The sequence below is a fragment of the Streptomyces sp. CC228A genome, assembly GCF_021390935.1.
Classification (GTDB): Bacteria; Actinomycetota; Actinomycetes; order Streptomycetales; family Streptomycetaceae; genus Streptomyces.
The window spans coordinates 345,978-367,071 of the sequence record NZ_JAJPUI010000002.1; the positions used below are offsets into that span (position 1 = coordinate 345,978).

Here is a 21,094-nt window from a genome sequence, read left to right on the forward strand (position 1 = left end):
ATGCGCCGTTCCAAAATCGTCTGCACACTGGGCCCCGCCGTCGACTCCTACGAGCAGCTGAAAGCGCTCATCGAGGCCGGCATGAACGTGGCCCGCTTCAACATGAGCCACGGCACCCACACGGAGCACGAGGAGCGGTACCACCGCCTCCGCAAGGCGGCCGCGGACTCCGGGCGCGCCGTGGGCGTGCTCGCCGACCTCCAGGGGCCGAAGATCCGCCTGGAGACCTTCGCCGAGGGGCCGGTCGAGCTGGTCCGCGGCGACGAGTTCACCATCACCACCGAGGACGTCCTCGGGGACAAGTCCATCTGCGGCACCACCTACAAGGGCCTGCCCGGAGACGTCGCCAAGGGCGACCAGGTCCTCATCAACGACGGCAACGTCGAGCTGAAGGTCCTGGAGGTGGAGGGGCCCCGCGTCCGGACCATCGTCATCGAGGGCGGCGTCGTCTCCGACCACAAGGGCATCAACCTGCCCGGCGCGGCGGTCAACGTGCCCGCCCTCTCCGAGAAGGACATCGAGGACCTGCGCTTCGCACTGCGCATGGGCTGCGACATGGTGGCCCTGTCCTTCGTGCGGGACGCCGACGACGTCAAGGACGTCCACCGGGTGATGGACGAGGTGGGCCGCCGCGTCCCCGTCATCGCGAAGGTGGAGAAGCCGCAGGCGGTGGCCAACATGCAGGCCGTCGTGATGGCGTTCGACGGTGTGATGGTGGCCCGCGGCGACCTGGCGGTCGAGTACCCGCTGGAGAAGGTCCCGATGGTGCAGAAGCGCCTCGTCGAGCTGTGCCGCCGCAACGCCAAGCCGGTGATCGTCGCGACCCAGATGATGGAGTCGATGATCACCAACTCGCGCCCGACCCGCGCCGAGGCGTCCGACGTCGCCAACGCCATCCTCGACGGCGCGGACGCGGTCATGCTGTCGGCGGAGTCGTCCGTCGGCGCCTACCCGATCGAGACGGTCAAGACCATGTCGAAGATCGTCACGGCGGCCGAGGAGGAGCTGCTCGCCAAGGGCCTGCAGCCGCTGGTGCAGGGCAAGAAGCCGCGTACGCAGGGTGGTTCGGTGGCCAGGGCGGCCTGCGAGATCGCGGACTTCCTGAGCGGCAAGGCGCTGATCGCCTTCACCAAGTCCGGCGACACCGCCCGCCGCCTGTCCCGCTACCGCGCGGAGCAGCCGATCCTGGCCTTCACCACCGAGGACGACACCTGCAACCAGCTCACCCTGAGCTGGGGCGTCGAGTCCTTCGTCGTGCCGCACGTGGACAACACCGACGCGATGGTGGAGCTGGTCGACGCCGAGCTGCTGAAGCTCCAGCGCTACAGCTCCGGCGACGTCATGATCATCACGGCCGGCTCCCCGCCCGGCGTCCCGGGCACCACGAACATGGTCCGCGTCCACCACCTGGGCAGCACCACCTCCTGACGCGGGGCCTTCCGGCACACGTGTGGGCCGCACCCCCTGGCCGGGGGTGCGGCCCACCGCGTCGGTACGGGCGCGCGGGGCGGCTCACGGCCGTGCGGGCCCGGGGAGCCGCGGGCCGCGGTCAGCCCTCGATGTGGTTGTGCAGGCCCGGCACCGTGAGCGTGCCGCCGAACTGGCCGGCCTGGACGACCCGCGCGTCGGTGAAGAACGCGAAGGGCACGTCGAGCGGCGGCGGGGACTCCGGGCTGAAGGTGATCGGGATGATGCCGAAGAGGTTGCCCTTCAGCTCCTCCGTGTACATGGTCACCGTGCCGTTGCGCAGCGTGGACGTGGAGCCCGGTCGGGACTCCACGTGGGCCTTGCGGCCCGCGCTGTGGACCGTGATCTGGTGCAGGTCCTTGATGTCCACCTCGGACGCGGTGAACTTCAGCGCCTTCTTGACGGTGCCGCTGCCGGTCTTGACCTCCACGATGCCGTGGTACTTCAGGCCGCGCAGCGTCAGCAGCGTGCTCTCCAGCTTCCACGGGTCGTCCGGCAGGTGCGGCAGGCCGGGCTCCAGGTCGGCGTCGGCCAGCGCCTGCGGGTCCGGGGTCGGACACGGGAAGCGGGGCTTGGCGCCGTCGGGTATCTCCTCGTCCTGCTTCGGGTCCAGGCCCTTGACGTCGTCGGGCAGCTCCCTGACCTCGGCACCCGCCTGGTCGGCGGCGTCCTTGATGGCCCGCGCGACCGGGTCGGCCGGGGTGTCCGCCGGCGCGGCCGGGGGCTTCGCCGCGGCGGGGGCCTTCTCGTCCCCGGACTCCCGCTCCGCCTCCTCCGCGGTCTTCCCTTCGGCGGCCGTCCCGTCGGAGGTCTTGGTGCCGGCGGCCGGTGCGGTGGCGGCTGCTCCGCCGCGGGCCCACTCCCGTCCCCCTCCTCGGTCTGCGGCTCGGCGAGCGCGCCGACCGCGTCCGTGAGGCCCCCGAGGACGTCGCCGATCGCCTCGCCGACACCGAGCGGGTCCAGCGGGTCCCTGGTCTCGGCGGGGGCGGGGGCGCTCGTGGCGGGCGCCGGCTGCGTGGTGGGCCCGGCGGTGCCGGGCTTCGCGCCCGCACTCGAAGCGGAGCCCGTTCCGGACCCCGTACCCGTACCGGACCCCGCGCCCGTGTCCGACCCGTCGTCCGCGCCGGAGCCGGTCCGCGGGGCGGAAGGGCTCGCGGAGGGCTTCGGCCGCGCGTCCTGCGAGGGGCCCGACGAGGGCTTGGGGGCGGCGGACGCCGTCCCCGAGGGGGTGGCCTCCGGTTCCTGCGGCTCGTCCGGCTGCGTGACGCACGGGCCTGGGGCGAACGGGATGTCGTTCTCGTCGGCCAGGGCCGGCGGCGGTGTGAGGCTCATCCCGACGAGGACGGCCGTCGGCATCGCCGCGAGGGCCAGCGCCTTGCCCGCCGGGCCCTGCTGAAGCTTGGTCAGCAGGGACTTGCGGGGGGCCGCGTGCCGCGGGCCCCTTCTCGTCCGCCCGGCCCCGCCCTCGGCGGCCGCCGGCTGCGTGTCGTCACCCCGCACTGTTCCTCCCGCCGTTGACGTCGACGACCGTCGTGTCCGTGCCGTACTGGGCCGCGGCCTCGGTCGGCGCGGCCGGGCCGGGGCGGCCCTGCGGCGTTCCCGGGCCGGGCCGGGGCGGACGCCTCGGCCTGCTGCTGTGCATCGGGCTGCCGGGCCTCGGGCGGCCGGCCTGCGGCTGCCCGGTCTCCGGCTGTCCGGTCTCCGGTGCGCCGGGCGCCCAGGAGAGGGACATGGCACCGCCGACCAGGGCCAGCAGGAAGCCGACGGCGAGACCGCCGAAGTTGGCCACGGGGATCGACACCAGGGCCAGCAGGATGGAGGCGACACCCGCGAAGACGCGCACGATGGGCTGGAACCACATCGTCAGGCCCAGGGTGACCAGGAGCACCCCGATGATCAGGGAGCCGGCACCTCCGGTCGTCGCCATCGAGAGGGTCATCTGTCCGAGGTGGAGGCTCGCGTAGGGGAAGTACGCGATGGGGATTCCGCCCAGCAGGGTGAACAGGCCCGCCCAGAACGGCCGGGTGCCCCGCCAGTCGCGGAACCGCCGCTGGAGGACGCGAAGGTGGTGTTCGTTCTGCTCCGCGGACGCGGCTGACTCGGCGCTCATGGAAAGCTCCCTGGAACTGGCATTGCTGTGTGATGAGGGAGACGGGTGGGCTCGGGCGCCGGGAGCGTCCTCGCCCACCCGCACGGATCACCGGTCAGTAGCACTCAACGCCCGCACCCGAGCCCTTGAGAAGCTTCATCTTCAGACCGCTGAGCTGGAACTTGCCGGCGGTGGTCGCCCACGCCTTCTGCTTCACCTCGGTCAGCTTGGCGCCCTTGGCCTGCTGCGCGAAGCCGTTCTGGTTGATGTTCCGGTCCTTGACGACGGGCCCCTTGCCGATGCCGGGGTTGTCCGTGTCCTTGGCGGCCATGCCGATGTCGATGTCGTCGAACGTCGCGTTGGCCTCAAGGTCGGTGACGTCGAGGTACAGGTTCTCCGCCACGACCGGGTCCTTGTCCCCGGCCGTGAGCTTGAGCGTGATCTTGCCCAGCAGGGGCACGTCGGTCACGACCGACTGGCACATGCCGGAGATCGTGGCGTCCTTGAACGTCGAGATGGCGACCGGGCGCGGGACCAGGTCCTCACCCTCCTTGACGTTCGCGTAGCCCATGTCGACGCCGCCGTACTGGGCGAAGCCGGTGCCGTTGAGCTCCTTGGCCGTGACCTTGAACTCCTGGCCGGAGACGGCGAACGACGCCGCCAGGGCGCCCTGGGCGATGCCGACGCCTATCGCCGCCGTGGCGGCCACGCTGGGCACCATGACGACGGCGAACCGCTTCCATCTGGTCCCACCGCGAACCTGGGACTGCATAGATTCCTCCTTCTCGGACGTACATCGCCGGGAGGGCCCGAGGGCCGTCCTGGGATGGGAGAAGTGCTACGTCCTCGGGAAGGGGAACGCCTGCGGGCGAGCGCGGAACCCGCGACCTGACCGACGGCGACCACCCCCGAGCGACGACCAGGGGCCGCTCGGCGCTGGCGCCCGCGGCCCGTTCGGACAGGTCCTGCCGGTGGGCGGGAACCCCCCTGTCCGCGGCCGGCGCGACAGTGCCGCCGGCCTACCCGGTGGGGACCCGGATCCGCGGGCACGGCTGGTTGCCGGGCTCGTGCGGATTCGGACCGAGCGACGCCGATCGTGGTCCATTCGGGCCCGGGGCACAAGGGGGTTCGTTACCCGCTAGTAACGGCTCGATAAACCGGCTGCGACGGCACGGGGCCGCGCAGGTACACACGGTGCTACCGGCGGGTTCGGCAAAAGGCCATGTATCGCGGAATGGCCGGACATAAGAGCGCCGTTGACTTACTGCAAGTAACAGCGGCTGCGATTGCCAAGTTTTGGCAAAGCGCAGCCGCCGTCCGTTGCTCAGCCGCCGTACCGGCGACCCGGCTCACCTCGCGGCTGTCCGCCGCGCGGGGTGGTCAAACCCCCGGAAAAGGGGGGTGAACACCCGTCAGAAGAGCACGCGCGCCAGCGCCGCCCTTCCCTTCACGACCCGCGGGTCGTCCGGCCCGACGACCTCGAACAGCTCCAGCAGCCGCAGCCGCGCCGCGTCCCGGTCCTCGCCGGCGGTGATCCGCACGGTGTCGACCAGCCGGTCGAAGGCGTGCTCCACGTGTCCGCCGACCAGGTCCAGGTCCGCCACGGCGAGCTGCGCCGCGACGTCCTTCGGGTCCTCCGCGGCGTCCTTGCGCACCTTCTGCGGGTCCATGCCCTGGACCCGGCCCAGCAGTTCCGCCTGCGCAAGACCGAGCTTGGCCTCGCTGTTGCCCGGGTCGTCGACCAGCACGTTCCTGTACGCCTGGACGGCGCCGGCGATGTCACCGGAGTCCAGCGCGCGCACGGCGGCCTCCAGCAGGGCGTCGTAGGGTCCGGCCGGCGCGACCCGCGCCTCGGCCCCGCCCGCTTCGGCGTCCGCGTCGACGGCGATCCCGGTGATCCCGAACCGCTGCTCGGCCACCTGGACGAGCTGGTCCAGGGTCTGGCGGATCTGCTCCTCCGGAGCCGCGCCCTGGAAGAGCGGCAGGGCCTGCCCCGCCACCACCGCGAACACGGCGGGGATCCCCTGGATCCCGAACTGCTGCATCAGCAGCTGGTTGGCGTCGACATCGACCTTGGCGAGCACGATCCGGCCCGCGTACTCGACGGTCAGGCGCTCCAGCAGGGGGCTGAGCTGCTTGCACGGCTGGCACCACTCGGCCCAGAAGTCGAGGACGACGGGCACCTCGGCCGAGCGCTGCAGGACTTCGTGCTCGAAGCCCGCCTCGTCGACGTCGATCACCAGCGCGGACGGCGGTACGGCCGCCGCCCCGCCCTGCCGGGCCGCCTGGGCCCGCGCCTGCTCCGCCTTCGCCTTGGCCTCTCCGGCCGCCTTCACCGCGGCGAGGTCGACGACGCCGCTCATGGACATGTTCCTAGGCTGCATGGATACATCCTCCCCCTTCCGCGCGCGTGACCGGTACGCCACGGCTGCCGCCGCGGTGTCGGCACCGGGTCCCCACTCGGTGCCTGCGAACTGTCGCCTGTCGTCGCCCGGGCCTCGGTGGACCCTTTCGCTACGGCTCGTAGCGTATCCGGCGGACCCGCGGGGCGGCTAGGCACCCCCTGTGAAGTGCCCCACACGTGCGGTGCCGGAACAACGGACCTACTCACCGGTATGGTCGCCGTCATGCGCACCCCCCGCACCGATCCCCCCGGCGCCGCCCCGGCCCGGCCCGGGCGCCCGCGCAGCGCCGCGGCCGACACCGCGATCCTGGAGGCGACCCGCGCCGCCCTGGTCGAGCAGGGCTGGTCCAAGCTGTCGCTGAGCGACGTCGCCGCCCGCGCGGGCGTCGCGAGGACGACCCTCTACCGCCGCTGGCCCGGCAAGAGCGAGCTCGTCGTCGACGCCGTCGCGGTCCTCTTCGACGAACTGGAGCTCCCCGACCGCGGCAGCCTCGCCGCCGACATCGAGGGCGTGGTGCACCAGTTCGCCGGCATCCTCCAGCGGCCCGAGGCGAAGACGGCGCTCATGGCGGTCATCGCGGAGTCCACCCGGGACGGGGCCCTGCGGGACCGCATCCGCGCCTCGATCGTCGACCGGCAGAAGCGCCTCGTCCTGGAGGGCCGCGCCCGCGCCCAGGCCCGCGGCGAGCTGCCGGCGACCGCGGGCACGCAGGAGGACGGCACCGACGACCTGGTCTTCGACGTCATCGCGGGCGCCGTGGTGCACCGCGCCCTGGTGAGCGGCGAACCGGTGACCGCGGCGTGGGTGAACCGCTTCACGGCCCTGCTCCTGGGCGGGCTCGGCGCGGCGGCAGGCCGCGTCACAGCTCCTTGAACATGACGTGCAGCCCCACGTACCCCTCCACGGGGTGCCGGAAGGCTCCCGGCACGGTGCCGACGATCCGGAAGCCGAGCCGCTCGTAGAGCCGTACGGCGTGCCGGTTGGTCTCCACGACGGCGTTGAACTGCATGCCGCGGAAGCCCGCCGCCCCGGCCCAGTCCAGACTGTCGAGCACGAGCGCCCGCCCGACGCCCCGCCCGCCGTGGTCCGGGTCGACGAGGTAGCTGGCGCTGGCGACGTGGGAGCCGTTGCCGTGCTGGTTGTTGTTCATCTTGGCGGAGCCGACGACCGTGCCCGTGTCGGCGTCCACGGCGACGACCGTGCGGTTCGGCGGCCGGAGCAGCCACCAGCCGCGGGCCTCGTCCTCCGCGAGGTCCACCGGATACGTGAAGGTCTCCCCCGCGGCCATGATCCGGCGGAAGAACGGCCAGACGGCGGGCCAGTCCTCGTCGGCGGCCTCTCGGATCTCGATGCGCATCCGGCCAGCATGCATCCCGATCACGGTCCCCGCCAGCGGTTTTCCGTGCCGGGCCCCCGGTGCGAGCGCGGGTGCGCCTTCCGTCACGGGCGGCGCGGGCTCCCCGTCGGGGCTACGGAGCGGACTCCCGGCCCAGCAGCACGCGGTAGGTGTCGTCCCCGATGCTGTCCTCGTCCTCCGGGACCAGCAGCAGGGACAGCTCCGGCCGCGCCCCGCCGAACCGGATCGTGACGGACGGGTCGTACTTCTCACCCGGGTAGAAGTGGGCGGTGGCCGGGCGCTGCGCCGCGGCGCCCCACTGCCTCACCAGCCGCCGGGCGTCGGCCTCGGGATCGCCCTGCTCGGCGGCGAGGTCGGCGAGCCCTTCGGGGTCCCGCTCCTTGAGCCGCGCCAGGACGTGTTCGGTGACGGCGAGGCTGCCGGGGGTGGGGCGCCCGCTGACGGTCAGGTCGAGCGCATCGGTGCCGTTCTTCCCCCGCTCCGGCGTCTTGTCGGTGGAGAAGGGGCCGCACCCGCCGACCAGCAGCACCGCGGCGGCCGAGAGGCACACCGCACGGCGTGCGGTGCCATAGGTCCGATGCGTCATGAGCCCCCCGAGCCGCAGTGAAATGCCGCCGTACCGGGGCAGACGGATGGTAGCCCGGCACGGCGGCACGTCGCGCACCACCGCGGCCTGCGGCCGCGCGGTCGCGGTGCTTCGGCGGCAGGGACGCAGAACGGCCCGGGACCGGCGCTCCCGTCGCGCCGGGCCCGGGCCGGGTCGACTGCTCAGAACGTCGCCGGCTCCACGTAGTCGCCCCACTCCTCGCGCAGCACCCCGCAGATCTCGCCGAGCGTGGCCTCGGCCCGTACCGCCTCCAGCATGGGTCCGATCATGTTGGAGCCGTCGCGGGCGGCGGCCAGCATGGTGTCCAGGGCGGTGCGCACCTCGGCGTCGTCGCGGCGGGCCTTGCGGTCGGCCAGGAGGCGGACCTGCTCGCGCTCCACCTCGTGGCTGACACGGAGGATCTCCAGGTCGCCGGTCACCGAGCCGTGGTGGCAGTTGACGCCGACGACCCGCTTGTCGCCCTTCTCCAGGGCCTGCTGGTAGCGGAACGCGGACTCCGCGATCTCGCCGGTGAACCAGCCGTCCTCGATGCCCCGCAGGATGCCCGAGGTGATCGGGCCGATGGGGTGGCGGCCGTCCGGGTGGGCGCGCAGGCCGCGCTCCTTGATGCGGTCGAAGATCTTCTCCGCGTCCGCCTCGATCCGGTCGGTGAGCTGCTCGACGTACCAGGAGCCGCCGAGCGGGTCGGCGACGTTGGCGACGCCGGTCTCCTCCATCAGTACCTGCTGGGTGCGCAGCGCGATCTCGGCGGCCTGCTCGGACGGCAGCGCGAGGGTCTCGTCCAGGGCGTTGGTGTGGAGGGAGTTCGTCCCGCCGAGCACCGCCGCCAGTGCCTCCACGGCCGTGCGGACGACGTTGTTGTACGGCTGCTGGGCGGTCAGGGAGACGCCCGCGGTCTGGGTGTGGAAGCGCAGCCACTGCGCCTTGTCGCTCTTCGCGCCGTAGACGTCCTTCATCCAGCGGGCCCAGATGCGGCGGGCCGCGCGGAACTTGGCGATCTCCTCGAAGAAGTCGACGTGCGCGTCGAAGAAGAAGGACAGGCCGGGTGCGAAGACGTCCACGTCGAGGCCGCGTGAGAGGCCGAGCTCGACGTATCCGAAGCCGTCCGCCAGCGTGTACGCGAGCTCCTGCGCGGCCGTCGCGCCCGCCTCGCGGATGTGGTAGCCGGAGACCGACAGCGGCTTGTACGCGGGGATGCCCGCCGCGCAGTGCTCCATCAGGTCGCCGATGAGCCGCAGGTGCGGCTCGGGCTGGAACAGCCACTCCTTCTGGGCGATGTACTCCTTGAAGATGTCCGTCTGGAGGGTGCCGTTCAGGACGGACGGGTCCACGCCCTGCCGCTCGGCGGCGACGAGGTACATGCAGAAGACCGGCACGGCGGGGCCGCTGATGGTCATGGACGTGGTGACGTCGCCGAGCGGGATGTCCTTGAACAGGACCTCCATGTCGGCGGCCGAGTCGATGGCGACCCCGCAGTGGCCGACCTCGCCCAGCGAGCGGGGGTCGTCGGAGTCGCGGCCCATGAGCGTCGGCATGTCGAAGGCGACGGAGAGGCCGCCGCCGCCGTTGCCGAGGATCATCTTGTACCGCTCGTTGGTCTGCTCGGCGTTGCCGAAGCCGGCGAACTGGCGGATGGTCCAGGTGCGGCCGCGGTAGCCGGTCGGGTAGAGGCCGCGGGTGAAGGGGTACTCCCCGGGCCAGCCGATCCGCTCGAAGCCTTCGTAGGTGTCGCCGGGCCGGGGCCCGTAGACGGGCTCCACGGGGTCTCCGGAGAGCGTGGTGAAGTCGGCGTCGCGCTTCCGGGCGGCGTCGTAGCGGGCCTGCCAGCGTCGGCGGCCTTCCTCGATGGCGTCAGCGTCCATACCTTCGAATTTACTAGGACGTCCTAGTAAATGTCGATGGCTGACCGCCGGGCGCGTCCGCCCGGCGGTCGGCGGGTGTGCGGCGCTACGCCTTCGCGACGGCGGGCTCCGCCGCCGCGACCAGCGGCTGGATCTCGCGGGTGACCTTCCGCTCCACGAAGAAGGCGACGAAGGGAATCGTCCCGGACAGCAGGATCCACAGGAGCCTGCCGAAGGACCAGCGGGCCTTGGAGCCCAGGTCGAAGGCGAAGATCAGGTAGATGATGTAGAGGACGCCGTGGGTCTGGGACACCACGAACGTGACGTCCTCACCGACGCCGAAGCCGTACTTGGCGACCATGCACCCGCAGAGCACGAGGAGCATGACCGCGGTGACGTAGGCCATGACGCGGTAGCGGGTCAGCACGCTGGATTTCATGGCTACGAGCGTAACCAGGCGACGGGGCCGATCTTCACCGGCCCCCGCCGGGCTATGCCTCCTCGAAGTCCCCGGCCGCCACTCGCAGGGGCCGCAGCATCGCGAAGATCTCCGCGCACTCCTCCGCGTCGTACGCGCCGAGCCCGAAGTCCATGGCCATCAGGTCCTTGGTGGCGGCCTCCACGACCTCCCGGCCCTTGTCCGTGATGGACGCCAGGGTGCCGCGGCCGTCGTTGGGGTTCGGGCGCTTGGCGACCAGGCCCGCCCTGACCAGCCGGTCCACCGTGTTCGTCACCGACGTGGGGTGGACCATGAGCCGCTCGCCGATCTTGGACATGGGCAGCTCGCCCGCCTGGGAGAAGGTGAGCAGCACCAGCGCCTCGTACCGGGCGAACGTCAGTCCGTACGGCTTGACCACGGCGTCGACCTCGGCCAGCAGGATCTGGTGGGCGCGCATGATCGAGGTGATCGCGGCCATCGAAGGCACCGGGCCCCAGCGCCGCTGCCAGAGTTCGTCGGCGCGGGCGATGGGGTCGAACGGGAGACTGAGCGGCTTCGGCACGGGTCGACCTTACCCAGCGGTCACATGGCGGTCAGCCCGGTCTCACGCTTTGGTCGCCGGGCCTCGCAGCCCGCTGTGCCACCAGTGTGGCACCGGTGTCGCACCCTGACCGAATGTGACCACTGTGTCACGATGTGCAGCAGCCTGCCCTCAGCCGCCCAAGGGGTCCGGATGTCCAGCCACCACCTGACGGCCTCCCGTCTGACCGTCGCCGCCGCTCTGCTCGCCGTCCTGGCCGGCTGCTCCCCCGGGGACGCCGGCCGGTCCCCGCGCACGACCGGCGGCAGCGCCCCCGCCGACTCCGGCCAGGCCGCCGCGCCCTCCGCGGGGTCGCCGCTCTGGGTGGACCCCGACAGCCCCGCGGCGCGGCAGGTCCGGGCGTACGAGGCGGCCGGGCGCACCGGGGACGCGCGGGCGCTGCGGCGGATCGCGGAGCGCCCGGCCGCCGTGTGGCCGTCCGGCGGCGACCCGGTGCCGGACGTCACCCGGGCGGTGCGGGGGCCGCGGCCGACGGGCGCACGGTGATCCTGGTGGCGTACAACATCCCGCACCGGGACTGCGGCCAGTACTCGGCGGGCGGGGCGGCGGACGCGGGCGCGTACCGGGCGTGGGTGGACGCGTTCGCCGGCGCGGTCGGCGACGCCCCGGCGATCGTGGTGCTGGAGCCGGACGCGGTGCCGCACCTGGTGGACGGCTGCGCGGCGGGCGGGGCGGCCGAGGAGCGGTACGCCCTGCTGTCCGAGGCGGTGACCCGGCTCAAGCGGCAGCCGCACACGAAGGTGTACGTGGACGCGGGCAACCCGGCGTGGATCAAGGACCCCGGCAAGCTGGTGGATCCGCTGCGGCGGGCGGGCGTGGACCGGGCGGACGGCTTCTCCCTGAACGTGGCGAACTTCCAGACGACCGACGAGGTGACCGCGTTCGGCTCGCAGCTGTCGGCGCTGCTCGGCGGGGCGCACTTCACCGTGGACACCAGCCGCAACGGCGCGGGCCCGCTGCCCGGCGGGGGCGCGGAGGCGTGGTGCAACCCGCCGGGGCGGGCGCTGGGCACGCCGCCGACCCTGCGGACGGGCGTGCCGCGCGTGGACGCCTACCTGTGGGTGAAGCGGCCCGGCGAGTCGGACGGCACGTGCCGGGGCGGCCCGCCGGCGGGGACGTGGTGGCCGGAGTACGCGCTGGGGCTGGCGCGGCGCGCGGCGGCTGAGCCGGGGCCCGGCCGGCTGAGCCGGGGCCCGGCCGGCTGAGCCGGGGCCCGGCCGGCGCTACTCGCTCTTCGCCGGGACCTTCACCTGCACCCACTTGGCGACGGACGGGCGGCCCTCGTCGTCGAGGGCGAAGAGCATGTACCAGCCGGGCGGTACGAGGGTCGGGTCGAGCGGGGCCTCGACGGTGATCGAGTCGTCGGTCCGGGTGAGGCCGAGTTCCACCGAGCGCTGCTCGACGTCGGTGGTGTGGGTGACGGCGCTGGGCCGCATGAGCCGGGCCTCGGTGATCCTCGCGGCGTCCTTGGTGCGGAAGGTGGCGCGGCCGTTGGCGTCGAGCTCCTTCGGGCCGTCGCCGAGGACGGGGCGCCGGGTGGCGGCGTCGCCCTGGAGGTAGGGCGGGGTGTAGACCTCGACGCGCTGCTCGAAGGTGCCGAGCTTGGTGTTGTCCTTGTCGCCGAAGAGGGGGTCGGATCCGAAGGTGGCGACGCGGCCGTCGGGGAGCAGCAGCGCCTCGGAGTGGTAGTTGCGGCCGACGGTGGGGTCGGCTGCCGGGCGGAAGGTGTTGGTGGCGGGCTCGTAGAACTGGGCCTTGAGGATGTCGCTGGCACTGCGGCCGCGGTACTCGCGGGAGCCGCCGGTGGTGAAGACGGTGTCGTCGGGCAGCAGGACGCTGCTGAGGTAGCGGGTGCCCTGGGGCAGGCTGGGCCCCGGGCGGAAGACGGGGCTCTGCTGCTTGAGGTCGATGATGGCGGTGCGGGGCGTGGACAGGGCGGACTCGCCGACGCCGCCGCCGCCGAGGACCATGAACTTCTGGTCCTGGACCGGCGGGAGGGCGAGGGAGGCGGCGGTCTCCAGCTGGTCGGGGTCGCCGATGCCGCGGATCTCGGTGAAGACGTTCTTCTTCAGGTCCCACAGCCCGGGGATGCGGCCCTTGTCGGCGGGGCCGTAGCCGGCGTTGGCGCCGGTGTAGAAGAGCTTGCCGCCCTGGGTGAGGAAGAGCGCCGGATAGGTGGGGAAGTAGCGGAAGGGGCCCTTGGTCCACTTCTTGGTCTCGGGGTCGTAGATCTCGTTGTCGCCGGGCACGATGTCGCCGACGTCGTTGAGGCCGGAGACGGCGAGGACGCGGCCGTCCTGGAGCGTGACGAGCGTCGGGTACCAGCGCGCGTCGGCCATGGGGTCGACCGGGACGTACTTCTCGGCCACGGGGTCGAACTCGTACGCGGACTTGATGCCCTGGAAGTCCTGCTTCTCCGTGGTGAGCTTCTGGGCCAGCCCGTAGACGTTCCGGGCGTCCTCGCCCTTCAGGCCGACGATCCGGTACTGGGCGGCCTGGGTGGTGAGGCCCTTCGGGCCCTCCTGCTTCGCCTCGACGAAGACGCGGGCCTCGGCGGCGGTCACCTTGGTCTCCCACGGTTTCATCTGGCCGCTCTTGTAGTACGAGATGGTGAACTCGCGCTTGGCCTTGGGGACGGTGACGTCGAACCGGGACACGTACTCGACGCCCGACGGCGACCGGAAGACGGTGCCCTTCTTGAGGGTGACGGCCTTGTCGGGGCTCTCGTTCTTGACGCGCATGGCGCCGCCCGCGCGGTTGACCTCGCCGTCGAGGACCTCGTAGCGGGCGGTGCCGCCGGCGACGAGGAGGCGGCCGTCGGGGAGCTGGCTGTGGCCGGCGCAGAAGAAGTCCTCCGGGGTGTCGACGGCGGTGAAGGTGTTGTCGGCGGGGTCCCACAGGACGGTCTTGAAGGACCCTGCGTCGAAGTTCTTCTGGTTGTTGCCGGACCCGGCGATCAGCAGCACCTTGCCGGTGTGGAGCAGGGCGGCGTGGATGGCGTTGAGGCGGTACTCGCCGGGGACCTGCACGGGCGCCCAGGAGCCGTACCTGGCCTTGTACGCGGGCTGGGCGATCTTGTACGCGTGGTACTTCTCCTCGGCGAAGGAGAGCGCCGCGGGGGCGTTGAGGCCCGCGAGGACGACGACGGCGCCTCCGCCGAGCAGGGTCTTCTTGAACTTCTGCGACGGCCGGTAGGCCATGGGTCAGTTCCCTCCTGTCGTGGTGGCCAGGGCGGCGGTCTCGGGTTCCTCGGCGGCCGCGGGGGCGCCGGTCGCGGCGGGGGCGGCGGCCGCAGCGGCGGCGCGGCGCTCGCGGGCGGTGGTCCAGGCCCAGACGGCGACGGGCGCGAGGGCGACGAGCAGGGCGAGGACGGCCCAGGTGCGCATCGCGGCGTGGGTGTGGCCGAAGTGCACGGAGGCGGCGAGGGCGGCCGCGAGGACCGCGGCCCAGCCGAGGTGGATGCGGAAGGTGAGCAGCCGGTCGGGGCTCGCCTGGCGGCCCTTGGGGGTGACGACGAACCGCCCGCTGGTGCGCAGCAGCGCGGCCGCCAGGGACTTCAGGTAGACGGGCGCGGACAGCGCCGACATCGCCATGCCGGCGAGGCCGCCGGAGCCCTCCGGTTCGTGCGGGGAGACGTTGTGGCGCCGGTTCCACAGGTACAGGCCGATCTGGAGGGCCGCCGCGTCGCTGTAGAGCATCATCCACACGGAGGACGAGACCTGGGTGCCGGAGGCGCCGAGCCACAGGTAGAGGGAGCAGCTGAGGATGCCGAGGAACCAGTTCACCGCGGTCATCGGGTAGTACACGAGCATGAGCGAGTAGTTGAGGAGCCGCCCGGGAGGCATCCTGAACGGCGCCTTCCAGTACTGCTTGAGGAGGGTCTCGTACGTCCCTCGGGACCAGCGGAGCTGCTGGGTGAAGAAGTCGGTCCAGGAGGCGGGCCCCTCCCCCACGGCGAGGACGTCCGGGGTGTAGACGGACCGCCAGTGGTGCCCGGTCCTCGGGTTCTTCCTCCGGTGCATCTCGAACCCGGTGGCCATGTCCTCGGTGACGGAGTCGTACAGCCCGCCGGCCTGGAGCACGGCCGCGACGCGGACGACGTTGTTGGTGCCGACGAACATGGGGGCGCGGTAGCGGTTGCCCGCGCGCTGGATGAGGGCGTGGAAGAGGAACTGCTGGGACTCGGCGGCCTTGGTGACGGCCGAGGTGTAGTTGCCGTACACCTGGGGCCCGACGACGAAGGCCACGTCCGGGTCGCGGAAGTAGCCGAGCATCCGCTCCAGGAAGTTCGGGAGCGGGACGTGGTCGGTGTCGACGGAGGCGAAGTAGTCGTAGTCGCCGCCGTGCCGGGCGAGCCAGGCGTTGTAGTTGCCGTGCTTGGTCCTCGCCTTGTGGACGCCCCGGGAGCGGTTCCAGTCGAGCACGCCCTTGCGGGTGAAGTGGTGCACGCCCAGTTCGGCGCAGAGCGCCTTGGCCTGCTCGTCGTCCCCCTCGTCGAGGAGCCACACGTGGAGGGTCCCGTCGTGCCGGATGCGGACGGCGCCCTCCAGGGTGGCGCGCACCATGGCGAGGGGCTCCTTGCCGGGGACGTAGGTGGTGAGGAAGGCGACGCGGGTGCCCGGCTCGGGGCGTACGGGTACGGGGTCGCGGGCCATCAGCGTGGCGTGGGCGATGGAGGCGACGTTGACCAGCATGAAGAGGCAGATGAGCCCGATCGACACGAGCATCACGGTGTCGAAGGCGACGAGCCACCGGTCCCCGCCCTCGCGCCGGGTCCAGTGGGTGGGCCAGACGAGGTACGCGAGGAGGGCCGCGGACAGCACCGGGGCGAGCACCATCAGGAGGACGGCTCGTATTCGCCGGGGCTCCTCGGAGAGCAGGCTGCGGTACTGGACGGTGTACCCCGCCGGGTCGGGCTCGGTGAGCGGCCCGGCGAGGCGGCTGTAGCTGTCGTAGTCGTATGTGCGCGCGTTGCCCTCCGACCGGTGCACGAATGGCCTCCAGCCCTGTCGACTGAGATCGCTTACGTCAACAGAAAGGGATAGGTACGGACATGTCGACCGGAGGAGTCCGAGCGGGGGAAGCGGGGGGTGAGGGGTTTGACGGGCCGGGCTGACGATCCGTCAGACCACGGGCGGGGCCGCTGCGGGGCACGCCGCGGGGCGCGGCAGGGGCCCGGCAGGCGGCGGGCGGGGCGCGACGGCAGGCGGGCGCGGCGTGGAACGCAGGCCGGCCGAGGTACGGGGGCGGCGGGCGCACCGGTCCACCCCGGGCGGGCGATTCCGCCGCAAGCAGCCGGGGGGCTCGGGTCGCGGCGTACCTTCGGGGTATGGCTGCTGAGCACCTCGGGGATCGGATCGCGCGGCTGCGGCGGCGTGCGGCGCTGACGCAGGAGGGGCTGGCCGAGAAGGCGGGCGTGTCCGTCGACGTCGTACGGCGGCTTGAGCAGCACCGCAAGCACAGCGCCCGGCTGCCCACGCTGCACTCGCTGGCGCACGGGCTGGGGGTGGAGCTGACCGCCCTGCTGGGCGACCCGCCCGGGGTGCCGTCCAGCGGTGAGGCGGATCCGCCGCAGCTGGTCGCCGTGCGGCGGGCGATCATGCCGCCGCTGTTCGCGCCGCCCGCCGAGCCCGCGGGCGTGGAGCGGCTCTCCCCGGCGCTGGTGCGGGCGGAGCTGGCCGACGCCTGGACGCTCTACCACGCCGCGGAGTTCGGGCGGCTCATGGACGTCCTCCCGGGCGTCATCGCCGACGCGCGGCTGCTGTCCGCCGCGGGGAGCGCGGAACAGCGGGCGTCCGGGCAGGCCGCCCTCGGCAAGGCCCTGCAACTGGGCGGACACCTGGCCGTCCGCCTGGGAAAGACCGACCTCGCCCTGTCCGCGCTGGAGCGCGCCCACGCGGCGGCCGGACAGTCGGCGGACCCGCTGCTGCCCGCGATGGTGGCGAACTCGGTGGCGTGGGCGTACCAGCGGCAGGCCCGGCTGGACGACGCGCGCACCCTCGCCGTGCACGCGGCGGACGCCGTGGAGCGCGAGCACACCGGCACAGCGGAAGGCGTACGGGTGTGGGGCGGCCTGCTCATGTCCGCCGCCACGTCGTACGCCAGGAGCGACGACTACGAGACGGCGAACGTGATGATGGTCGAGGCGGAGAAGGCGGCGGGCCGCCTGGCGCATCTGCCGCCGCCGACCGACGGGCGCCTGGTGTCGGTGTTCAGCAGGTCCTCCGTCCGTATCGAGCGGGTGCGCCTCGCCGTCCAGCACGAGCGCCCCGAAGAGGCCCTGGCGCTGGCCAAGGGCATGCGCCTGAGCCGGGACACGCCCCCGTCGTGGCGCACCTGGCTGCTGCTGGACGTGGCCCGGGCGCACACGGACCTGGGCGACGCGGCCGGGGCCGTACGGGTCCTGCACGGTCTGCGGCGGACGGCGCCCGCGTGGATGCGGCACCACACCCTGGCCGTCGCCGTCGTCCGCGACCTGTGGAACGGCCCCGTACGCCCGCCGGGCCTGCGCAGACTGGCGGAGTACCTGAGTGTCGCCGACTAGCGCCCCGAAGTAGGACGTTCCGTCCCTGTCACGCGGCGGCGGCTCGCGCGACGATCGCCCCATGACCCCCGGCTGACGGGGCCGCTCCGGAGCGGCGGGAAGCGGTCGTCCCCGGCACGCGAACGTGCGGGCGCGGGCGGGACGGTCGCCGGGCGGGGCGCGGGCGCGGTCAGCCGAGGTACGGGTGCGGGCGCCGTTGCAGGTAGTGCTGGAGGCGCAGCCGCTGCGTGTGGTGCATCGGGAGTGACGCAAGGTCCTCGACCGCCACGAAGCGCACGTCGGTGCTTTCGTCCGACACGGCGAGGGCACCGCCCGCGAGACGGGCCGTGAAGCAGATGTTGAACTGCCGCCGCACCTCGCCGTCGCTGTAGGCGATGATGTGACGGGGATCGGTGTAGGTGCCGACAAGCCCGGTGATCTCGACGTCGAACCCCGTCTCCTCCTTGACCTCCCGCGCGGCGGCGGCCGGCAGCGACTCCCCCATGTCCATGGCGCCGCCCGGCAGCGCCCACAGGTCGTTGTCGCGGCGCCGCTGAAGCAGCACTCGGCCTTCGTCATCAGTGACCACGGCGGACGCCGCCACCACCATGCTGTTGGGCCGGGGCGCGTTCGGATCGTCGTAGTACTCGGTCCTGGCCATGGGCTCACTCTTCCACGGCCTGCGCGGTGTCCCACGCCCTGGCGAAACTGTCCGCGTAGGTATCGAACAAGCCGCCGGGGCCTTCGCGCCTGAGGTGCCACACGGGCGCCCGGTAGGCGTTGACACCCCACACGTGCGCGTTGACCAGCATGTGGTCGTCCACGCGATAGATGCTGTTGTACAGGGTCGTTCCGTGGGTGCGCAGCTCGAAGCCAGGCGTTGCGAGCAGCGGGCGGTAGTGCATGAGAGCGAGGCGGCACCGCGACTCGATGCCGAGTCCAAACCTCTCCTCCGTGCCACGCGCCTGTACGCAGGGGCTCTCCGGGTCCCCGACCGCGATACGGATAGAGCATCCGGCGGCAGCCCGCTCACACAGGACCTCGTTGAGCCTCGGATACGCCTCATGGAGATATACAGCCGCATACACCAGCACATCGACCTGCTGTCGCGCCCGGGCCACAAGTTCCGCGAACATGGACACGGGCATGTCGGCCCTCTGCTCGTACAACGCGACCAGTTCGGGACTGACAGCTCGCGCAGCCCGCGACTGCCGGAGAGCGGGCCACAGCTCGTGCACGTCCTCTCCCAGGGTCTCCGCCGCCTTCAGCGCGACGCCGCGCCGCGGAGTCCGCCCCAGGTTCACCCACCGTTCAACGGTCTTGGGATCGACACCCACGGCCCCTGCCAGCGCGGAGCATGTCCACCCTCCGGACGCCATGACCAGCCGCAGGCGTCCATTCGCCGCAGTCCCCATCCGAACCTCCTCTGGACACCGGGACTCTTCCAGGGACGTTGTACGGCAGTCAGGACGTCCCGAAGTGGGGAACGTACGTGGTTCCTTCGTCCTGATGAACGGCGCGACGATCGCACCGTGATCGAACCCAAGCGGTACAGCACCCCGCCCCTCGACCTGCCGATGCGGCCGGCGCCGGAGCCCGGCCCCGTCGAGGGGTGCCCCGCCTGTGCGTGGCTCGTGGACGTACGGGCGGCGGCACGGGAGCGGGGGGACATGGCGAAGGTGTCCGGCTACGACGTCCTGCTGCGGCGGCACCCGCAGGGTCACCGGTGAGCGGCGTGGAGCCCCGGCCCCTGATGACCCTGCGCGTCTCCCGGGACGGCGGGCGCACCTGGGGCCCCCGGCGGACCGTGGCCACCGCCGACGGCCCGCCCCTGCTACTGACAGCGGCGTGGCCCCCGTGCCGCTGCCGCCGGTGCGCGCCGCCCTCGCGGGGCTCGGGCCCCGGCTGACGGGGCCGCTCCGGAGCGGCGGGAAGCGGTCGTCCCCGGCACGCGAACCTGCGGGCGCGGGCGGGACGGTCGCCGGGCGGGGCGGGTCGGCCGCGGGCGCTTGGCTCGCCGTAATACGCGTCATACACTCGACGCGTGGCGAAGACCAGGATCAGCATCAGCCTTGAGGAGCACCAGGCCGAGCGCATCAGGCGGCACGCCGAGCGGGCAGGTCTGGACGTGTCCGCGTACCTCGTGCACGCCGCCACCCGGCAGATGGCCGAGACGGATGCCATAGAGGACCGGTTCGCAGGGGTGGACGCCGTCATCGCGGCGGCCGTGGCCGAGGCGGCGCGCATTCCCGGGGAGGCCACGGCACCCGTCGGTGAGCTGACCGAGCAGGAGCAGCGGGACGTCGACTCCGCCCTCGATCTCGTCTTCGGGCCGGACCGGGCCGGCGCCCGCCCAGGAGAGGCCGCGTGAAGGCACGGGTCCCCGTCTACGGCACGGGGATGCTGATCGCCCTGGCGGACCGCAGGGCCAAACCGGTCCGCCTGCACGAAGCGCTGAGGGCCGCCCCGCATCGGGCAGTGGTCCTCGGGCCGGTGCTCGCCCAGGTGTGGCGCCCGCATCCGGCCCTCGTGCACGTCCTGGGCGCCGTCCTCAAGGACTGCACGGTGCCGCGGACGCGCGGCTCCGCCCCGCCGATGCGCGAGACGAAGGCGGGCCGGCCCGAGTGCATCGCCTGCGCGACGGGCCTCGACCTGGCGGACTGGCACCGCGTCGGCACCCTCCTGGGGCAGGCCGACCTCCCCGCCAAGAAGCGGCCCGACGCGGTGGACGCCTGTGTGGCGCTGGCCGCTGCCAAGCACGGCAGCGCGGTGGTCTTCACCAGCGACCCGCAGGACATCGCCGCCTACCTCGCGGTACTGGACCCGCCGGACGTGCACGTCCACGCCGTGTGAGCCCTCCGCGCAGCGGCCCGCCACCGGCCTGGCCCCCGTGCCCCCGTGCCGCCGTGCCGCTGCGCACCGTCCCCGCGAGGCGCGAGCCCCGGCCGGCAGTGCCGCTGCCGGCCGGTACGCACCTGCCGGCCCCCGCTGTCGGCGGGGCGCTGCGGGCCGCCCCCGCGGGCTCAGGCCCCGGCTGACAGGTGCCGCTCCACCGTCGCGACCTTGGAGGTCAGGCCGTCCGTGACGCCCGGGCGGATGTCGGCCTTCAGGACGACCGAGACGCGGGGCGCGCGGGCCTCGACCGCGGCCACGGCGCGCTTCACGACGTCCATCACCTCGTCCCACTCGCCTTCGAGGGTCGTGAACATCGCGTCCGTGCGGTTCGGCAGGCCCGACTCGCGGACGACCCGCACCGCGTCGGCGACGTACGCGCCGACGTCCTCCCCCACGCCCAGCGGCGTGACGCTGAAGGCGACGATCACGCGGCGTCCACCACGCCCTTGCGGTCGGCGCGCGACGCGGCGACCATGTCGTCGGCCTCGCGCTTGAGCCTGCGGTCCGCGACGAAGCCGCCGAAGGGGAGGACCGACAGCACGAAGTAGAGGGCGGCGGTCTTGAGCGGCCACTTCGCCTTGTTCCAGGCGTCCAGCCAGAAGAGGGCGTAGAGGACGAACAGCAGGCCGTGGATCGCGCCCATGACGGGGACCGCGTTGAAGTCCGTCGTCCGCTTCAGGACCGAGCAGATCAGCAGCAGGATGAAGGACACGGCCTCGGGGCCCGAGACCAGGCGCAGGCGGTGGAGGGCGGATGCGGTCTTGATGTCCACGGAAGGCACCTTCCGGTGTGGTGGTGTACGGACGGATCGGTGGCGCCGGGCACGATCTTGTGAACGCGTGCACAAGCGGCTCCCATTGTGACAGGCGG

At 72.7% G+C, this 21,094-nt stretch carries 21 protein-coding genes and 1 pseudogene; 7 read left to right on the forward strand and 15 right to left on the reverse strand.

Annotated features, from left to right (window positions below):
* On the forward strand, positions 1–1,428 hold the full coding sequence (gene pyk, locus L6E17_RS06935) for a pyruvate kinase (protein ID WP_236239890.1): 1,428 nt from the start codon (positions 1–3) through the stop codon (positions 1,426–1,428).
* Between the two features lie 121 nt (positions 1,429–1,549).
* On the opposite strand, the gene L6E17_RS06940 is transcribed toward pyk, so the two are convergent.
* From L6E17_RS06940 to L6E17_RS06955, 4 genes are all read right to left on the reverse strand, one after another.
* Positions 1,550–2,737, reverse strand: a complete 1,188-nt coding sequence (locus L6E17_RS06940; protein WP_308315838.1) for a hypothetical protein — start codon at positions 2,735–2,737, stop codon at positions 1,550–1,552.
* A gap of 219 nt (positions 2,738–2,956) precedes the next feature.
* Complete coding sequence (locus L6E17_RS06945; protein ID WP_236239891.1) at positions 2,957–3,577, reverse strand: DUF6114 domain-containing protein; 621 nt, start codon at positions 3,575–3,577, stop codon at positions 2,957–2,959.
* Positions 3,578–3,671: 94 nt separating this feature from the next.
* Entirely contained in the window at positions 3,672–4,328 is a 657-nt protein-coding gene (locus L6E17_RS06950) for a DUF6230 family protein (protein ID WP_236239892.1), read from the reverse strand.
* 640 nt (positions 4,329–4,968) lie between these two features.
* Positions 4,969–5,940 carry a tetratricopeptide repeat protein gene (locus L6E17_RS06955; RefSeq protein ID WP_236239893.1) on the reverse strand — a complete coding sequence of 324 codons (972 nt, stop codon included), beginning with the start codon at positions 5,938–5,940 and terminating at the stop codon, positions 4,969–4,971.
* Between the two features lie 243 nt (positions 5,941–6,183).
* On the opposite strand from L6E17_RS06955, the gene L6E17_RS06960 reads away from it, so the two are divergent.
* The gene (locus tag L6E17_RS06960; protein WP_236239894.1) at positions 6,184–6,834 is read left to right on the forward strand and encodes a TetR/AcrR family transcriptional regulator; all 651 of its coding nucleotides are present in this window, start codon (positions 6,184–6,186) and stop codon (positions 6,832–6,834) included.
* On the opposite strand, the gene L6E17_RS06965 is transcribed toward L6E17_RS06960, so the two are convergent.
* From L6E17_RS06965 to L6E17_RS06985, 5 genes are all read right to left on the reverse strand, one after another.
* Positions 6,821–7,312, reverse strand: coding sequence for a GNAT family N-acetyltransferase (locus L6E17_RS06965; RefSeq protein ID WP_236240386.1), 492 nt, complete (start codon positions 7,310–7,312; stop codon positions 6,821–6,823). The genes L6E17_RS06960 and L6E17_RS06965 overlap by 14 nt on opposite strands.
* A 118-nt stretch (positions 7,313–7,430) precedes the next feature.
* Positions 7,431–7,904, reverse strand: a complete 474-nt coding sequence (locus tag L6E17_RS06970; RefSeq protein WP_236239895.1) for a hypothetical protein — start codon at positions 7,902–7,904, stop codon at positions 7,431–7,433.
* Between the two features lie 182 nt (positions 7,905–8,086).
* On the reverse strand, positions 8,087–9,787 hold the full coding sequence (locus tag L6E17_RS06975) for a methylmalonyl-CoA mutase (RefSeq protein ID WP_236239896.1): 1,701 nt from the start codon (positions 9,785–9,787) through the stop codon (positions 8,087–8,089).
* A gap of 85 nt (positions 9,788–9,872) precedes the next feature.
* Positions 9,873–10,205: a DUF3817 domain-containing protein gene (locus L6E17_RS06980; protein ID WP_236239897.1), complete on the reverse strand. Its 333-nt coding sequence runs from the start codon at positions 10,203–10,205 to the stop codon at positions 9,873–9,875.
* A gap of 52 nt (positions 10,206–10,257) precedes the next feature.
* Positions 10,258–10,767, reverse strand: coding sequence for a MarR family winged helix-turn-helix transcriptional regulator (locus tag L6E17_RS06985; protein ID WP_236239898.1), 510 nt, complete (start codon positions 10,765–10,767; stop codon positions 10,258–10,260).
* Positions 10,768–10,938: 171 nt separating this feature from the next.
* Between L6E17_RS06985 and L6E17_RS06990 the strand changes: the two are divergent.
* Positions 10,939–12,011 (forward strand): annotated as a pseudogene (locus tag L6E17_RS06990) (glycoside hydrolase family 6 protein).
* Between the two features lie 18 nt (positions 12,012–12,029).
* On the opposite strand, the gene L6E17_RS06995 reads toward L6E17_RS06990, so the two are convergent.
* Positions 12,030–14,006, reverse strand: coding sequence for a kelch motif-containing protein (locus L6E17_RS06995; RefSeq protein ID WP_236239899.1), 1,977 nt, complete (start codon positions 14,004–14,006; stop codon positions 12,030–12,032).
* A 3-nt stretch (positions 14,007–14,009) separates the two neighbouring features.
* On the reverse strand, positions 14,010–15,797 hold the full coding sequence (locus L6E17_RS07000) for a glycosyltransferase family 2 protein (RefSeq protein WP_236239900.1): 1,788 nt from the start codon (positions 15,795–15,797) through the stop codon (positions 14,010–14,012).
* Positions 15,798–16,135: 338 nt separating this feature from the next.
* Between L6E17_RS07000 and L6E17_RS07005 the strand changes: the two genes are divergently transcribed.
* Positions 16,136–17,350, forward strand: coding sequence for a helix-turn-helix transcriptional regulator (locus L6E17_RS07005; RefSeq protein WP_236239901.1), 1,215 nt, complete (start codon positions 16,136–16,138; stop codon positions 17,348–17,350).
* A 169-nt stretch (positions 17,351–17,519) separates the two neighbouring features.
* On the opposite strand, the gene L6E17_RS07010 is transcribed toward L6E17_RS07005, so the two are convergent.
* Complete coding sequence (locus L6E17_RS07010; protein ID WP_236239902.1) at positions 17,520–17,990, reverse strand: NUDIX hydrolase; 471 nt, start codon at positions 17,988–17,990, stop codon at positions 17,520–17,522.
* 4 nt (positions 17,991–17,994) lie between these two features.
* Complete coding sequence (locus tag L6E17_RS07015) at positions 17,995–18,708, reverse strand: helix-turn-helix transcriptional regulator (protein ID WP_236240387.1); 714 nt, start codon at positions 18,706–18,708, stop codon at positions 17,995–17,997.
* 153 nt (positions 18,709–18,861) lie between these two features.
* Here L6E17_RS07015 and L6E17_RS07020 point away from each other — a divergent pair, with 153 nt between their 5' ends.
* The 3 genes from L6E17_RS07020 (at position 18,862) to L6E17_RS07030 (ending at position 20,182) form a co-directional block, all read left to right on the forward strand.
* Positions 18,862–19,059 carry a hypothetical protein gene (locus tag L6E17_RS07020; protein WP_236239903.1) on the forward strand — a complete coding sequence of 66 codons (198 nt, stop codon included), beginning with the start codon at positions 18,862–18,864 and terminating at the stop codon, positions 19,057–19,059.
* A gap of 314 nt (positions 19,060–19,373) precedes the next feature.
* Entirely contained in the window at positions 19,374–19,700 is a 327-nt protein-coding gene (locus L6E17_RS07025; RefSeq protein ID WP_236239904.1) for a hypothetical protein, read from the forward strand.
* On the forward strand, positions 19,697–20,182 hold the full coding sequence (locus tag L6E17_RS07030; protein WP_236239905.1) for a hypothetical protein: 486 nt from the start codon (positions 19,697–19,699) through the stop codon (positions 20,180–20,182). The genes L6E17_RS07025 and L6E17_RS07030 overlap by 4 nt, the downstream gene beginning before the upstream one ends.
* Positions 20,183–20,352: 170 nt before the next feature.
* On the opposite strand, the gene L6E17_RS07035 is transcribed toward L6E17_RS07030, so the two are convergent.
* Together L6E17_RS07035 and L6E17_RS07040 are read right to left on the reverse strand one after the other, a co-directional pair.
* Positions 20,353–20,652: an MTH1187 family thiamine-binding protein gene (locus L6E17_RS07035; RefSeq protein WP_236239906.1), complete on the reverse strand. Its 300-nt coding sequence runs from the start codon at positions 20,650–20,652 to the stop codon at positions 20,353–20,355.
* Positions 20,649–20,996 carry a DUF3817 domain-containing protein gene (locus L6E17_RS07040; protein WP_236239907.1) on the reverse strand — a complete coding sequence of 116 codons (348 nt, stop codon included), beginning with the start codon at positions 20,994–20,996 and terminating at the stop codon, positions 20,649–20,651. Before L6E17_RS07040 ends, L6E17_RS07035 begins: the two co-directional genes overlap by 4 nt.
* Positions 20,997–21,094 lie beyond the last annotated feature (98 nt).

What these genes read in the sequence shown, in the direction of transcription:
- L6E17_RS06970 (WP_236239895.1), bottom strand. Translation starts at nt 7,904, where the DNA reads ATGACGCATCGGACCTATGGCACCGCACGCCGTGCGGTGTGCCTCTCG.
- L6E17_RS06995 (WP_236239899.1), bottom strand. Translation starts at nt 14,006, where the DNA reads ATGGCCTACCGGCCGTCGCAGAAGTTCAAGAAGACCCTGCTCGGCGGA.
- L6E17_RS06960 (WP_236239894.1), top strand. Translation starts at nt 6,184, where the DNA reads ATGCGCACCCCCCGCACCGATCCCCCCGGCGCCGCCCCGGCCCGGCCC.
- pyk (WP_236239890.1), top strand. Translation starts at nt 1, where the DNA reads ATGCGCCGTTCCAAAATCGTCTGCACACTGGGCCCCGCCGTCGACTCC.
- L6E17_RS06945 (WP_236239891.1), bottom strand. Translation starts at nt 3,577, where the DNA reads ATGAGCGCCGAGTCAGCCGCGTCCGCGGAGCAGAACGAACACCACCTT.
- L6E17_RS07005 (WP_236239901.1), top strand. Translation starts at nt 16,136, where the DNA reads ATGGCTGCTGAGCACCTCGGGGATCGGATCGCGCGGCTGCGGCGGCGT.
- L6E17_RS06980 (WP_236239897.1), bottom strand. Translation starts at nt 10,205, where the DNA reads ATGAAATCCAGCGTGCTGACCCGCTACCGCGTCATGGCCTACGTCACC.
- L6E17_RS07015 (WP_236240387.1), bottom strand. Translation starts at nt 18,708, where the DNA reads ATGGCGTCCGGAGGGTGGACATGCTCCGCGCTGGCAGGGGCCGTGGGT.
- L6E17_RS06955 (WP_236239893.1), bottom strand. Translation starts at nt 5,940, where the DNA reads ATGCAGCCTAGGAACATGTCCATGAGCGGCGTCGTCGACCTCGCCGCG.
- L6E17_RS06975 (WP_236239896.1), bottom strand. Translation starts at nt 9,787, where the DNA reads ATGGACGCTGACGCCATCGAGGAAGGCCGCCGACGCTGGCAGGCCCGC.
- L6E17_RS07010 (WP_236239902.1), bottom strand. Translation starts at nt 17,990, where the DNA reads ATGGCCAGGACCGAGTACTACGACGATCCGAACGCGCCCCGGCCCAAC.
- L6E17_RS06950 (WP_236239892.1), bottom strand. Translation starts at nt 4,328, where the DNA reads ATGCAGTCCCAGGTTCGCGGTGGGACCAGATGGAAGCGGTTCGCCGTC.